Consider the following 13162-nt stretch of genomic DNA (forward strand, 5'->3'; position numbering starts at 1 on the left):
CTTTTTGCTTCGTCAGCCTCTCCCTGAAAGCTGAAATCATTGCAAAACGAACAGCGTCGCTCGCGCGATCTGTCGCGGATAAGCCTTGATCTGAATCAAATCCGGCCGTTGTGCCTGGCGGCAGTCTTAATGGTCGAATGCGCCGAGAATGCCAGTGGCGCAAGGAGGGATGACGAGATGAGCGCTGTCGCACAGGCCGAGCGCCAGCCCGCAATTGCGGCGGGGTTGGACCATGATGCCATCGTCATCGGTGCCGGCATGTCCGGCCTTTACCAGCTGATCAAGCTGCGCGAGCTGGGCCTGCGGACGCGCGTGTTCGAGGCGGGGACGGGCGTCGGCGGTACCTGGTACTGGAACCGCTATCCCGGCTGCCGCTTCGACTCGGAGAGCTATTCCTACGGCTTCTCCTTCGACAAGGAGCTGCTGCGTGACTGGAGCTGGACCGAGCATTTCGCATCGCAGCCCGAGACCGAACGGTACCTCAACCTGGTTGCCGACAAGTACGACCTCCGCCGCGACATCCAGTTCCGCGCCAGGGTCAAGGCGGCGCGCTGGGACGAGGAGGGTCGGCGCTGGACGGTCGAGCTGGAGGACGGCAGCACCCACACGGCGCGGTTCCTGATCACGGCGATCGGCGCCCTGTCGGCGCCGACCATGCCCCACTTCCCCGGCATGGCCGACTTCAAGGGCCTGTCCTTCCATACCGGGATGTGGCCCAAGGAGCCGGTCGACTTCGCCGGCAAGCGCGTGGCCGTCATCGGCACCGGCGCGTCGGGTGTGCAGACCATCCAGGAAGTCGCCAAGACGGCGGCGAAGCTGGTGGTGTTCCAGCGCACGCCCAACTGGTGCGCACCGCTGCACAACGCGAAGATTCCGCCGCAGGAGATGGATGACATCCGGGCGCGCTACGACGAGATCTTCAAGCGCTGCGAGGAGACCTTCTCCTGCTTCCTGCACACGCCCGATCCGCGCAACACCTTCGACGTCTCGGCCGAGGAGCGCGAGGCGTTCCTGGAGAAGCTCTACGGCGAGCGCGGTTTCGGCATCTGGGTCGGCAACTTCAAGGACCTGTTGACCAGCCGCGCCGCCAACGAGGAGGTCTCGCGCTTCGTCGCCGACAAGATCCGCCAGCGGGTGAAGGATCCGAAGGTGGCGGAGTTGCTGATCCCGAAGAACCACGGCTTCGGCACGCGCCGCGTGCCGCTCGAGACCCGGTACTACGAGTGCTACAACCAACCCAACGTCACGCTGGTCGACAGCAAGGCGACGCCGATCGAGCGCATCACGCCCGGCGGCATCAGGACCAGCGATGCCGAGTACGCGTTCGACATCATCGTCTACGCCACCGGCTTCGACGCGCTGCGCGGCGCCTTCGATCGCATCGATTTCCGCGGCGAGGACGGCGTGACCCTGAAGGAGACGTGGAAGGACGGCGCAACCTCGCTGGTCGGCATGCTGCAGGACGGCTTTCCCAACATGTTCATGCTGCTGGGGCCGCACACGGCGCTGGGCAACATCCCGCGCTCGATCGAGTTCAACGTCGACTGGGTGACCGACCTGCTGCGCCACGCGCAGCAGACGGGCGCCACCCGCATCGAGGCGACTGAGGAGGCACGTGCCAGGTGGATGGAGCACGTCATGGACGTGGCCACGGGGCTGCTCTCCATGGAGGTCGATTCGTGGATGACCGGCGTGAACATCAACGTGGCCGGCAAGCAGAACCGGATCGTCGCGCGCTACACCGGCAGCGCGCCGACCTATCGCGCCTGGGCCAACGACATCGCCGCGCGCGGCTATCAGGGCGTGACGATGGGTTAAGGCGACGCGGGAGGAGGCAGGAGGGCGCCTGCCCATAGGCGCTGTCTTCAGCAAGAACCGAGGCGCGGCTGGCGGGTCTTCGCCGGGAGCGGCGCGCTCATAGGCGCTAACCTTGGTCAAAGACCCACCAAAACCCTCATCCTGAGGAGGCCGCGTAGCGGCCGTCTCCAAGGATGGGCTGCAGCCTGCGAAAGCCGACGACGAGCCTTGATGCCTACGACCTCTACATGCGCGGGCTGGCCGCCTTTCGGAACCTTTCGCCCGACAGGCTGCATCTCACCATGGAGTTGACGCGAAAGACGATCGATCTGCCGCTTCTGCCTGCCGGATACCGGGCGGCGGCGGTGGCCTTGGTCGTATCGACGATGCGAAGGAACGAGTGGCGCAGTTGTCGAGAGTACGGCCTCAGGAACGCATCCGCCCCGAGTTCGTCCGCCGCCACAATCGAAACGAGGCGGCGGCGGAAGCCTGGATCGCTGCGCTGCGGATCGCCGGATTGCCGGACTGAGACGGCTTCGCCGTCTCTCGATGAGCGATGATCTCACCCTCGAGATCGTGTGCTGCGATCGATGCCCTGCGGATCGAAGGCATCCGTCCTTGCGCGAGCAGGCTGCCTGTCGCTCAGCCCTCGGGCGGCTCTACACTGACGACGGCCAGTTGATGGCTACGACCGTCACGCGATCTCCATTCGATGGATTGACCGACCGACAAGCCGATGAGCGCCGTGCCGATCGGCGTGAGAATCGAGACCTTGCCCTTCGTGATGTCGGCATCGACCGGAAAGACAAGCTCCACTCGGCGTCGCGATGCGGAATCGGACTGGAACGTGACGATCGAGCCCATCCGCACGACATCCGGTGAAATCGAATCCGCATCGGCTATCGACGCTCTCGCCATCTCGATCTGGAGCTCGTCTGCAACATCAGGCGATCGTTCGCGCACGGCGGCAACCAGGTTTGTCAGGCGTATGTAGTCCGCCTCGGTGACGACGATCCTGGGCTTGGTGCTGACGTCAATGGCCTTGCTCATGGCGGCCGAACCTCCTCGACAATGGACGCACGCTCTCGGCGCGCGGTGGCGCCAACGACTGACTCGCGGTGGCGCCAACGACTGACTGACGTAGGTAAAACAGGCGCCGGAAGTTCGCGTTCGCGGGAATGCCAAGAAAGGATGTGCCCCGGAGCACGCGGCGCACTCCTCCGTGCCCAAGGGCTACGATAGCAGGATCAGCTTGATCCTAAGAAATGTGGGCCGAGCTCCGCGCATTCACGGGATGTGGTTCTTTCGCCCGCCATGTCAAGCGGCGGAGAGAAAGAGATCAGCTTGAAATCCGCAGGCGATGAATCACTCGTCCGGCGTCCCCAGATACGCCGCGATCACCTTGGGGTCCTGCGACACCGCCTGCGGCGAGCCGTCGGCGATCAGGCGGCCGGCGTCGAGCACCAGGATGCGGTCGGAGACTTCCATGACGGACGGCATGTCGTGCTCGACCAGCACCACGGTGACGCCGCTGGCGCGGATCTGGCGCAGCACGTCGATCATCGCCGCCGTCTCGGTGGGATTGAGGCCGGCGCACGGCTCGTCGGCCAGCAGCAGGTCGGCGCGGGTGGCGATGGCGCGGGCGATCTCGAGGTGGCGCAACTGGCCGACCGTCAGGCTGTTGGCCGGTTGGTCGGCGAGATGGGCGATCGATGCGAGCGTCATGCCGCGCGTCGTCGTCGCCGCGACGTCGCGCCCGCCCGCCTTGCCGAACAGGGCGCCGATGCGGACGTTTTCGTAGACGGTGAGCTCGCGGAACGGCCGGGCGATCTGGAAGGCGCGGGCGATGCCCAACTCGGCGATCCGGTTGGTGGCGAGCCGCGTGATCCGCCTGCCGCGGAACGTCACCTCGCCAGCGGTCGGCACGAGATAGCCGGTGACCAGGTTGAACAGGGTCGATTTGCCGGCGCCGTTGGGGCCGATGATGCTGGTGATCGAGCCGGGCGCGATGCCGAACGACACGTCGGAAATCGCCGCCAGGCCGCGAAAGCTCTTGGACAGGTGCTCGACCTGGAGGATCGGCGGCTCGCTCATTCGGCCGGCGCCGCGCTGGTGCGCCGCGCCCGCCGGCGCCAGTTGCGCACCAGGCCGATGATGCCGCCGGGTGCTGCGAGCACGAGGAACGCCAGCAGCAGGCCGGTCGCGAACAGGTGGAAGTCGAGCAGGCGGCCCAGGATCACCTGGGTGACGAACACCAGCAGGAAGGCGCCGATCACCGGCCCGAACAGCGTGCCCATGCCGCCCAGCAGCGAGTAGACGATCAGGTTGAGGTTGGTGTCGTCGCGATAGACCGAATCGGTCGTGATGTAGCCCAGCGAATGACCGTACAGCACGCCCAGGATGCCGGTCAGGATGGCGCTCACCACGAAGGCGGTGCGCTTGTAGCGTTCGGTCGGCACGCCCAGCATGCGCGCGGTGTCCTCGTCCTCGCGGATGCTGAGCAGGCCGGCGCCGAACCGGCTGTCGCGGATCTTCCAGGCGATCAGCAGCACCGTCAGCCCGGCGGCGAGATAGAGCAGGTAGAAGAAGGTCACCGGATCGACGCCGGCCGGCACCACCGTGGGATAGGTGAGGCCGAGCGAGCCTTCGAAGAAATCGACGTTGTTGGTGAGCTCGGCGCAGACATGGCTGACGCCCAGCATGGCGATGGCGAAGAAGGTGCCGCGCAAGCGCAGGATCGGATAGGCGATGACGGCCGACAGCACGCCGCAACAGGCGCCGCCCACCAGGACGCCGATCGGCAGCAGCAGGACGGGCGGCACGCCGGCGAGGCGCGTCTCGACCAGGCCGGCGGCGAAGGCGCCGACGCCGATGAAGGCCGAATGGCCGAAGCTCGCATAGCCGGCGAAGCCGCCCAGGATGGCCCACGCCACACCGAGCCCGGCCGAGTAGATCATCAGCTGGCCGACCCGGACGTAGAAGGGCGGCAGCACGAACGGCACCACCGCGAGCAGCAGCGCCGCGGCAACGACCAGCAGAACCAGAAGGGTGGTGCGCGTCATCGCGAGGCGCTGAAGGCGTTGCCGAGCAGCCCGTGCGGCCGCACCAGCAGCAGGAGCACGAGCAGCAGGAACGTGGTCACGTTGGGGAAGGACGGCCCGATATACTGCGCCGTCAGCGTGTTGACGATGCCGAGCAGCAGGCCGCCGATCAGCGCGCCAGCCGGGCTGCCGACGCCGCCCAGCACGACGACGACGAAGGCGTTCAGGGTCCAGGTCGCCTCGTCGGCCGGCGAGAACGGCAGGATGATGCCGATGACGATGCCGGCGGCGCCGGCGAAGGCGGCCGACACGGCGAAGGTCAGCGCATAGACGTGGCGCACGTTGACGCCGCACAGGCGCGCTGCCAGCGTCTGCTGCGCCGTGGCCCGGATGACGCGTCCGAGGGCGGAGAATTTCAGCAGCGCGGCTAGGCACGACAGCAGCACCAGGCTCGCCAGCAGGGCGCTGAGGCGCACCGCATCGAAGGTGACGCCGCCCAGCTTGAACGAGGTGAAGGCCCAGCCCGGCGTGATGTTCTTCATGTCGGGCGAGAACACCCAGATCATGACGTTCTGCAGCATCAGCGCGACGCCGAAGGTGAGCAGCATCGAGGCGATCGCCGAGCTGTCGACGGCGCGCTGGATCAGCAGCCGCTGGTAGGCGTAGCCGATGACGAACAGCGCCGCCATCACCAGCGGCATGGTGAGCAGCGGATCGATGTGCAGCTTCTCGGAGAGGATCAGCGCCAGGTAGGCGCCGATCAGCACCAGGATGCCGTGACTGAGGTTGATGACGTGCAGCACCCCGAAGATCAGCGAGAAGCCGACGGCGGCAAGGGCATAGATGCCGCCCAGCACCATGCCGTCGGCCAAAGTCTGTGCAATCAGGTTCATGAAGGCAGGCGGGCGCTATGCGCCGACATCGACAGTAGTCCAACCATTGACCTCATCCTGAGGAGCCGCGCGCAGCGCGGCGTCCCGAAGGACGGGCAAAGGACAAAACCCTGGAACAGGCCGGCGCGAAGCACCGTCGCTGTTGCCCCCCCTTCGAGACGCGACCCTCCTGGCCGCTCCTCAGGGTGAGGTCGACGCGAGGGTTGGCGCCGATGGGCAAGCGGTCTCCGCTCACACCTTCTTGTCCCACGGCGGGGCCGGGTAGATCGCCGAGGCCGTGCTCGCGTCCTTCGGATAGACGATCTCGAGCTTGCCCTTCTGCACCTGGCCGATCATGCCGCCCATCAGGATCTCGTCGCCGTCGCCTTCGGGGGTGAACTTGATGCGGCTGTAGAAGGTCTCGTAGTTGGCCGCCGACAGTGCGTCGCGGACCGCTTCGGGCTTGAGGCTCTTGGCTGCCTGCATGGCGAGGATGTAGGTCTCGATGCAGGCCGCCGCACCGGCGGTGTGATAGGCGATCGGACGGGTGAACTTGGTGCGGTAGTACTCGGCGAACTTCTTCGAATCGCCGAAGAACTTGTCCTTGAAGGGCACGTTCTCGTCCCAATAGGTCGAGCACAGCAGCGCCTCCGAATGCTTGCCCAGCGCCTCGCGGAAAGAGGCGAGCTGGGGCCCCAGTCCCTGGAACAGCAGCTTCACGTTGGTGCCGCTGGCGATCATCTGGCGCGCCACCAGCAGCGAGTTCTGGTCGTGCATGACGCAGACCAGCAGGTCGGGCGTGTTGGCGCGCACCGAGCCCAGCACACTCGACACGTCGGTCGGCTTGGCCGGCAGCTCGTAGCTGTCGATGCGCTTGAATCCGGCCGCGTCGCAGGCCAGCCGCACGCCCTCGCCGGCGGTCTTGGAGAAGGCGTCGTTGGTGTAGATCACCGAGTAGCTCTGCGGCGTCGGCTGCAGCGTCTTGAACAGCGCCGCCGTCGCCGCGAACTGGCGGGTCGCGCGCGGATACATGCCGAACACGTACTTGAGGCCGCGGGTGAAGATCGCGTCTGAGCCGCCGCCCGTCTGCACCATGGGCTTCTTCGCCCGCTCGGTGATCGCGGCGGTGGGCAGCACGATGTTGCTGCCGAACGAGCCCAGGAAGAAGTCGGTGCCCTCGTCGATCTGGCGCTGGATCAAGGTGGTGGCGCGCGCCGGGTCGCTGGCGTCGTCGAACAGCTTGAGCTCGATCTTGTACTTCTCGCCGGCGATCTCGACGCCGCCCAGCACGTCGTTGAAATAGGTCGCCGCCGTGATGTAGCCGTTGTTGACGTTGAGCCCGGTCTCCGCCGCCGCGCCGGTGAGCGGCACCGATCCGCCGATCACCAGGGTCTTGCCGGCCTGCGCCTCGGCCGAACGGATGGCTGGTGCGGCGAGAGCGGCTGCCGCCAATCCTCCCGTCCGCAGAACGTCGCGACGTCGCATGTGGCTATCCTCGATGACGAAATGCCTGAAGCTGCGCCAGTCTATTGCAAAAGACGTGCCCTTGGCATCCGTCACGGGACCGCTGTTTCGCGTTGAGGATGCTGCCGCGTGTCCCCTACGTCTCGGAGCGCTCCGGCAGCCCTCCGCCGATTTCTGCGACCATCTCGATCTCGGCTCGTTTGACTCCGACATCGGCGAGCAGATGATTGTCGAGACTGCGCAGGTCGGCGATCGCCTGATCACGGGTGCGTTCCGTGGCCTTGAGCGAGTCCCAAAGCCAAAGGCGCGCCACTGCCCGCACGATCAGTCCGGTCGCGAGCCGCCCGGCCCGTGAATGCACGTTGAGCATTTTCGGCTCCTATCAACGATCTGGACAGAGAGGTGCCGCCTCACCGGAGCGGGCCGCGCGTCAGGTGAATGACCAGCATTCCCCTGCCCCGGTCGAGCTCTGCGTGACAACCCCGGGAAACCAGCGATCCCCAGCTGTCGGGGCCGTCCCACAGCAGGCTCAATGAAGAGGCGCCGCGCGTGCGGGCAGCATGCAATGCCGCCCGGACCAGACCCAGCCGCTCTTGCTCATTTGCGCCGTTGTGCAGCGACAGCGTGAGCTCGGGTTGCTTCCAGCCGATCACGGGTGCTCCGAACAGCTCGGCGAGCCCCCATAAGCGTCCGTTGTCTTCACAGCCCACGGCGCAGTACCAGTTCCAATTCAGCCGTGCGCGCCAGCGGCGGATCGAGGCGTCGCTGACTGCATATCGGAAGCGGGCCAAGCGCTCCTCGCTGGTGAAATCGAGAAAGTACGACAGCAGTCGTGCTTCCTGCGCGGCATGGAATTCGACGGCGCCCTGGCGCGCATCGAGTTGTCGGGCCGGTGGCAGGAACAAGCTCTCCTGAGGGTTCGCGATCAACATTGTTGCCTCCGCGGTCGACACGCAGGCTGGGGCGGGCGAATTGCCCGACCTGACGAGGCGCGTCTGGTGGCAACCATAGAAGTCGGTAGGTTGGGTGCGTCATCCGTTCGAAGGAGACGAAGCAGGCTGCTTACCTGCTGCGCAGCGGCGGCGTCGACTGGGCCAGCAGATGGACGAGGTCGGCCTGGCGATTCGTGTTGGTCTTGGCAAACAGCTTCTGCAGGTGGGTCTTGACCGTCGTCAGGCTGATGCCGAGCTGATCGGCGGTATCCTGCGGTGTTCTGCCGTCACCGACATGTTCAAGCACCCTGAGCTCTGCGGCGGTGAGCCTGTAGAGCTCGCCGAAGGCCTCGAGCGGCGGCGTCGATGGCGTCGCCGGGTCCTGAACGATCACGGCAGTTCCTCCCGGCAGCGCGGCAAGCGGATTGCGCCCCAGGCGCCAGTCCAGCGGCAGCACGCTGGCGACCAGGCCGCCGCCTGCGAGGTTCGGCAAGGGAATGGCATGGCGTCCGGTAGCCTGTGGCGCCCTGCCCAGGCCGCTTTGCGCCAGGGCGCGCGACAGGGCCTGCCGCGCACCCTGATCGACGGCCGCCAGCCGGCCATTGCGCGCACTCAGCGAGCCGCCGGCGGCGACCAACCTCTCGGCGGAGCCGTTCATGTAGGTGATGCGTCCCTGCTCTTCGGTGAGAAAGATACCGGTCGACAGGCTGTCGACCGTCGCTTCGAGGCGAGCGGCCGCGACGCTCTGCAGGTCGAACGCGTCCGAAATCAGAAGCGCCCGGCAGATGTGGGGCGAGAGGGCGCCGAGCAGCTTGAGATCCTTCTCGCCGTAACGCGCCTGGACGTCCGACCGGGCGAGCGAGAACCAGCCGACCCGCCGACCTGACTTCAAAACGAAGACGCCGATGACGTCGCGAAAGCCCAGCGGCTTCACCCACTTGACGTAGAAGTCGCTGTTCTGGATTTCACGCTCGCCGGCGAGCATGGTCATGGTCGCGACGTCGCCCGGCCGATCGAAGGTCGCCGACTGGACCGGCGGCGACGGCGCCAGCACGAGCTTCTCGAAGTACAGCCGCAGGAACGACTGCTCCGCGCCGTGCTCGAAGACCCGGGTGCGGCCATCGGCTTGGCGATCGTGCACGACGATCGAGCTGGCGGCGCTTTCGCCAAACGTCGAGATCAGCGGCAGGGTGCGGGCCCAGCCCGCAGGATCGAGCACGCAGTCGTAGACGGAGCCCAGCAGCTCGCTGAGCGTTTCGGCGCGCATGGAAGGCATCTATCGTGCGGTGGCAACGCCCATCGCGGCGTCAGGCGATGGTCATTCTAGGCGGTCGACTGTCCGGCGCAAGGCGCCGGTCAGGTCCAGCCTTTGGGCGGCACGAAGCCCTGGAATTCGCGCTCCAGGTGGTGAGCCACCTCGATGCAGGTGAGATCGCCGAACTCCGGCCCGACGATCTGAACGCCGATCGGCAGGCCGGTCTGCGAGAACCCGGCGGGCGCAACGGTCGAGGGCAGATAGGCGACGGTGAAGTAGGCGCCCCAGAAGGTCGGATCGGCAGGAGAGGTGCGCCGCCCTTTCACGACGACCTTGCGCTCGTGCCAAGCGTGCTTGGGATCGTGCGGCACGGCGACGGTCGGTGCCGCGGGGCACAGCAGGACGTCCCACTCGGTGAAGAAGGCCTTCCACGCACGGCGCAGCAGATTGCGCGCATTGTCGAGCTCGATCCACTCGGCGTAGCTGAAGGTCCTCTCGGCGGGCGCCCCGCCCGACTCTTCCACCGCCATGAAACGGGCCCTGAGATGGGCAAGGCGCGACCAGAATTTCTCGTCGCGTTGCCGGGCCGTCAGTCCCGACATCAGCAGGCCGCCAAAGATCCGAAACGCCGCCGCGCTGTCGATCGCCGGGCGGGCCCTGTCGCTGACCTTGGCTCCCCGCTTCGCCAGGAAGTCCGCGACAGCCTGGATGCGGTCCTGGACCTCGGTGTCGACATCGAAGTGTGGGTCGTCGCGCATGACGGCGACCCTGAGATCGCCGAGCTTGCTGGTGCGGGCGGGCGGCAGGGCCAGGCGCCAGGCGACCGCCTCGTCGGGGGCCGGACCGGAAATCAGCGACAAGGCGAGCTTCAAGTCGGCGGCGCTGCGCGCCAGCGGCCCGGCCACCGCCAGGTCGGGCTTGTGGCCGATGCCCGGCATGACGTGCCCGACCCAATTGGTGATGCCGTAGGTCGATTTGTGACCATAGATCCCGCAATAGTGCGCCACGTTGCGCACGCCGCCGCCGAAATCGACGCCGATCTCCAGGCCGGTCAGGCCGGCGGCGAGCGCCGCGGCCGCCCCGCCCGACGACCCGCCGGGCGAGCGCGTGAGATCCCAAGGGTTGCTGGTGGTGCCATAGATGTCGTTGTGTGTGGCCCAGCCGATGAGATAGGCGGCGACGTTGGTCTTGCCGAAGGCGATTGCGCCGGCATCGAGATAGCGCTGGACCGCGAGCGCATTGCTGGCCGGGCGATGATCCTTGAGCTCGGGCACGCCCCAGGTCGCCGGCAGGCCGGCGAGATCGAAGCTGTCCTTGATGGTGATCGGCAGCCCGTGCAGGGGCCCCAGCGGGGCGCCTCGCGCGATCGCGGCGTCGGCTTCCTTGGCGCGCCGGCGCGCGCCGGAGGCGTCCATGGAGACGACGGCGTTGACGCGTGGATTGTGTTTCTCGATGCGCGCCAGATAGAGATCCAGCAGCTCTTCCGAGCCGATCTTCTTCTTCTCGATCAGGGCAACCAGCTCGGTGGCGGAGCGGAACGGCAGCGCGTGCATGGTGCGCGTTCAGTGAAGGCGTGATGCCGGCATGGCGGCGTTGGGCGAGGACCACGCGACGATCTGCTTCATCATCTCCTCCGGCGAGGTGAACCGCCGCTCGTCGTAGCACCCGAGTGGAAACACGGCGGTCTGCGAGCAGCAGAGGGTGCAGAACGAGCAGGGATTGTCAGGGCTGTCGACGCCGCGCGCGAACTGGCGGACCAGATCGGGATTGGCCAGCAGCGGGCGCGCAATCGCGACCATGTCGCATTTACCCGAGGCAAGCGCGTCGTCGATCACGCGGCGGTCCTGGAAGCCGCCATTGGCGATGACGGGAATGCCGACACTCTGGCGGATGATCGAGGCGAAATCCGCATTGGCGGCAGGCCGGAAGCGATAGCCCAGCCCGAAGATGCGCTTGCGTACCGGGCCCGGCACGATGTTGAAGAGCGTGGCGCGGAGGCCCGCCTTGGTGCTGAGGTAGCGCGTCGTATTGACGAACGTCAGAAAGCCTTCATCGGGATAGTCGCCCGGGCTTCCCTTCGGATTGGGAAAGCCGAAGCCGCTGTCGATATGCAGGTAGTCGATGCCGAGCAGTTCCAATTGGCGTGCGTAATAGGTCGTTTCCGCCAGATCGTTTCCGACGAAATAGTGGCGCAGCGGCCATACGAGGGGCAGGCGGACATTCAAGGGCAGGATGTTGAAATCCTTTGCCGAAAGCCGCACGCCGAACAGGAAATCGCGGCCGATTTCCCGGCGCACCGCCTCGACGATCTCGCGCAGGAAGCGAAAGCGATTTTCGACCGATCCGCCGTACTTGTCCGTCCGCCGGTTGGTTACAGGATTGAGAAACTGATGGATGAGGTAACCCTTCGAGGCGGTGATCTCGACGCCGTCGCACCGGGCCTCGGTCACCCGGCGCGCCGCCTGGGCAAAATTGTCGATCACGGCCTCGATCTGCTTGCACGTCATCGACCTGGAGCGGTTGTGATAGCCGTAGAGCAGGTCGAAGAAGGACGAGGCGGACAACCGGTCCTGATCCTGCGGCCGCAGGCTGGTATGGGTATGGGCGCCGGTGTCGCCGAGCTGAATGATATAGCGGCAGGTATTTCCCGACTTGATCTCCTCTACGGCTTCCCGCAGCGGACCGACATAGCGGTCGTCGTGCAAGGTCGGATATTCGAGCGGCGACATGCGCGCTTCGGTGACGCTGATCGTCGCCGAGATGATGCCGCCCACCCCGTTGTCGGCGAATCGCTTCTCGAAGTGGGTAAAGGCGGGAGAGACGGTTCCGTCATAGTAGCAGGTCCGTCCGCCCATCGATGAGCGGAGAATCCGGTTCGCGAACTCGACGTTACCGATCCTGAATGGTTGGAGAAGCATGTGCCCCCGGCGGCCGCCGGCAGGACCAGCGGCGTGCCAAGTACGCGCCGAGCGCGCGAGGCGGGTCAAGCGCCAAGTAAGGGTAGCGGATCGTGCGGGCGGATGCCGCCAAGGCTCTCAAACCGGGACGCTACCCGATTTGGCAACCATCTTCGCCCGCGCCGCCGTGTCATTGAGTCGGGATCATCCAGGCCCATTGGCCCGAGGGCGTTTGCACGGCATACCGGCCGGACTCGTCGCGCCAGTAGCGGTTGCCGGTCCTGGGATCGACGTAGCCCTGGTTTGGACCGATATAGGGCAGCGACTGGCGCTGGCCGGTCGTCGGATCGATCCACCAGCTCCGGCCCTGCAGGACGTCGCCAGCCTGGTTCTGGTTGCGGCTGTAGCGGTCGGCATGTTGCTGCTGGGCCCGCTGGCGTTCACGTTGCGCCCGTTGCAACTCCTGCCACTTCTCATATTCGCGCTGCTGGTTTTGCTGCTCGGACGTGCGGTAGCGCCGGATGCCTTCGGGCGTGAAGCCGCCGGTCGCGGCATACTGATAGGCGAATTGCGGATAGCTGAGAGTGCCGCCCTGCGCGAGATGTTGCTGGTACTTGGCGTAGCAATCAGGGTTCTGCATCGTGCGCTGGACGATATCGGCGGTTCGTGCCTGGATCTCGCGGTCGAGCTGCTGGCTGCGCGCCTGCTGCTCGCGCAGCATGGCGCCGTAGTCGGGTCCGATGTCGTAGCCGTTGTAATAGACCTGAGCGGCGATCTGCGTCGTCCAGCATGCCGCTACGGCAACCGTCAGAATGGCAAGCCGAGCCCGCGCTTCAACAGCGCAATGTCCGAAGGGCATCGGTCTTACCTCCTCGCGATGGTCGATCGATGAATGCTATCATGC

12 protein-coding genes are annotated in these 13162 nt (G+C 66.2%); 1 reads left to right on the forward strand and 11 read right to left on the reverse strand.

Annotated elements, in window-relative coordinates:
- The first annotated feature begins 177 nt into the window (after positions 1–177).
- Positions 178–1818: a flavin-containing monooxygenase gene (locus tag ACILR9_RS21830; RefSeq protein WP_395712069.1), complete on the forward strand. Its 1641-nt coding sequence runs from the start codon at positions 178–180 to the stop codon at positions 1816–1818.
- A 621-nt stretch (positions 1819–2439) separates the two neighbouring features.
- Here ACILR9_RS21830 and rnk read toward each other — a convergent pair.
- The 11 genes from rnk to ACILR9_RS21885 all read right to left on the reverse strand — a co-directional run bounded on the left by rnk (position 2440) and on the right by ACILR9_RS21885 (position 13117).
- On the reverse strand, positions 2440–2847 hold the full coding sequence (gene rnk / locus ACILR9_RS21835; RefSeq protein WP_395712070.1) for a nucleoside diphosphate kinase regulator: 408 nt from the start codon (positions 2845–2847) through the stop codon (positions 2440–2442).
- A 315-nt stretch (positions 2848–3162) separates the two neighbouring features.
- Entirely contained in the window at positions 3163–3891 is a 729-nt protein-coding gene (locus tag ACILR9_RS21840; protein WP_395712071.1) for an ABC transporter ATP-binding protein, read from the reverse strand.
- Positions 3888–4859 (reverse strand): branched-chain amino acid ABC transporter permease, encoded by a 972-nt coding sequence (locus ACILR9_RS21845; RefSeq protein ID WP_395712072.1) that lies wholly within the window; start codon positions 4857–4859, stop codon positions 3888–3890. The genes ACILR9_RS21840 and ACILR9_RS21845 overlap by 4 nt, the downstream gene beginning before the upstream one ends.
- A complete protein-coding gene (locus ACILR9_RS21850; RefSeq protein WP_395712073.1) occupies positions 4856–5731 on the reverse strand; it encodes a branched-chain amino acid ABC transporter permease in 876 nt (291 codons plus the stop codon). The genes ACILR9_RS21845 and ACILR9_RS21850 overlap by 4 nt, the downstream gene beginning before the upstream one ends.
- Positions 5732–5962: 231 nt before the next feature.
- Positions 5963–7195 (reverse strand): amino acid ABC transporter substrate-binding protein, encoded by a 1233-nt coding sequence (locus tag ACILR9_RS21855; protein WP_395712074.1) that lies wholly within the window; start codon positions 7193–7195, stop codon positions 5963–5965.
- A gap of 115 nt (positions 7196–7310) precedes the next feature.
- Positions 7311–7544, reverse strand: a complete 234-nt coding sequence (locus ACILR9_RS21860; protein WP_395712075.1) for a DUF1127 domain-containing protein — start codon at positions 7542–7544, stop codon at positions 7311–7313.
- A gap of 40 nt (positions 7545–7584) precedes the next feature.
- Positions 7585–8106 carry a hypothetical protein gene (locus tag ACILR9_RS21865; protein WP_395712076.1) on the reverse strand — a complete coding sequence of 174 codons (522 nt, stop codon included), beginning with the start codon at positions 8104–8106 and terminating at the stop codon, positions 7585–7587.
- 130 nt (positions 8107–8236) lie between these two features.
- The gene (locus tag ACILR9_RS21870; RefSeq protein WP_395712077.1) at positions 8237–9373 is read right to left on the reverse strand and encodes a helix-turn-helix transcriptional regulator; all 1137 of its coding nucleotides are present in this window, start codon (positions 9371–9373) and stop codon (positions 8237–8239) included.
- A gap of 89 nt (positions 9374–9462) precedes the next feature.
- A complete protein-coding gene (locus tag ACILR9_RS21875) occupies positions 9463–10914 on the reverse strand; it encodes an amidase (protein WP_395712078.1) in 1452 nt (483 codons plus the stop codon).
- Between the two features lie 9 nt (positions 10915–10923).
- The gene (locus ACILR9_RS21880; RefSeq protein ID WP_395712079.1) at positions 10924–12279 is read right to left on the reverse strand and encodes a tRNA-dihydrouridine synthase; all 1356 of its coding nucleotides are present in this window, start codon (positions 12277–12279) and stop codon (positions 10924–10926) included.
- 169 nt (positions 12280–12448) lie between these two features.
- A complete protein-coding gene (locus ACILR9_RS21885; protein ID WP_395712080.1) occupies positions 12449–13117 on the reverse strand; it encodes a hypothetical protein in 669 nt (222 codons plus the stop codon).
- Positions 13118–13162: the final 45 nt, after the last annotated feature.

Origin of the sequence: Reyranella sp. (assembly GCF_044224635.1) — a bacterium.
Lineage (GTDB): Bacteria > Pseudomonadota > Alphaproteobacteria > Reyranellales > Reyranellaceae > Reyranella.

Coding starts and splice junctions, on each gene's coding strand:
- ACILR9_RS21830 (WP_395712069.1), top strand. CDS start 178: ATGAGCGCTGTCGCACAGGCCGAGCGCCAGCCCGCAATTGCGGCGGGG.
- rnk (WP_395712070.1), bottom strand. CDS start 2,847: ATGAGCAAGGCCATTGACGTCAGCACCAAGCCCAGGATCGTCGTCACC.
- ACILR9_RS21840 (WP_395712071.1), bottom strand. CDS start 3,891: ATGAGCGAGCCGCCGATCCTCCAGGTCGAGCACCTGTCCAAGAGCTTT.
- ACILR9_RS21845 (WP_395712072.1), bottom strand. CDS start 4,859: ATGACGCGCACCACCCTTCTGGTTCTGCTGGTCGTTGCCGCGGCGCTG.
- ACILR9_RS21850 (WP_395712073.1), bottom strand. CDS start 5,731: ATGAACCTGATTGCACAGACTTTGGCCGACGGCATGGTGCTGGGCGGC.
- ACILR9_RS21855 (WP_395712074.1), bottom strand. CDS start 7,195: ATGCGACGTCGCGACGTTCTGCGGACGGGAGGATTGGCGGCAGCCGCT.
- ACILR9_RS21860 (WP_395712075.1), bottom strand. CDS start 7,544: ATGCTCAACGTGCATTCACGGGCCGGGCGGCTCGCGACCGGACTGATC.
- ACILR9_RS21865 (WP_395712076.1), bottom strand. CDS start 8,106: ATGTTGATCGCGAACCCTCAGGAGAGCTTGTTCCTGCCACCGGCCCGA.
- ACILR9_RS21870 (WP_395712077.1), bottom strand. CDS start 9,373: ATGCGCGCCGAAACGCTCAGCGAGCTGCTGGGCTCCGTCTACGACTGC.
- ACILR9_RS21875 (WP_395712078.1), bottom strand. CDS start 10,914: ATGCACGCGCTGCCGTTCCGCTCCGCCACCGAGCTGGTTGCCCTGATC.
- ACILR9_RS21880 (WP_395712079.1), bottom strand. CDS start 12,279: ATGCTTCTCCAACCATTCAGGATCGGTAACGTCGAGTTCGCGAACCGG.
- ACILR9_RS21885 (WP_395712080.1), bottom strand. CDS start 13,117: ATGCCCTTCGGACATTGCGCTGTTGAAGCGCGGGCTCGGCTTGCCATT.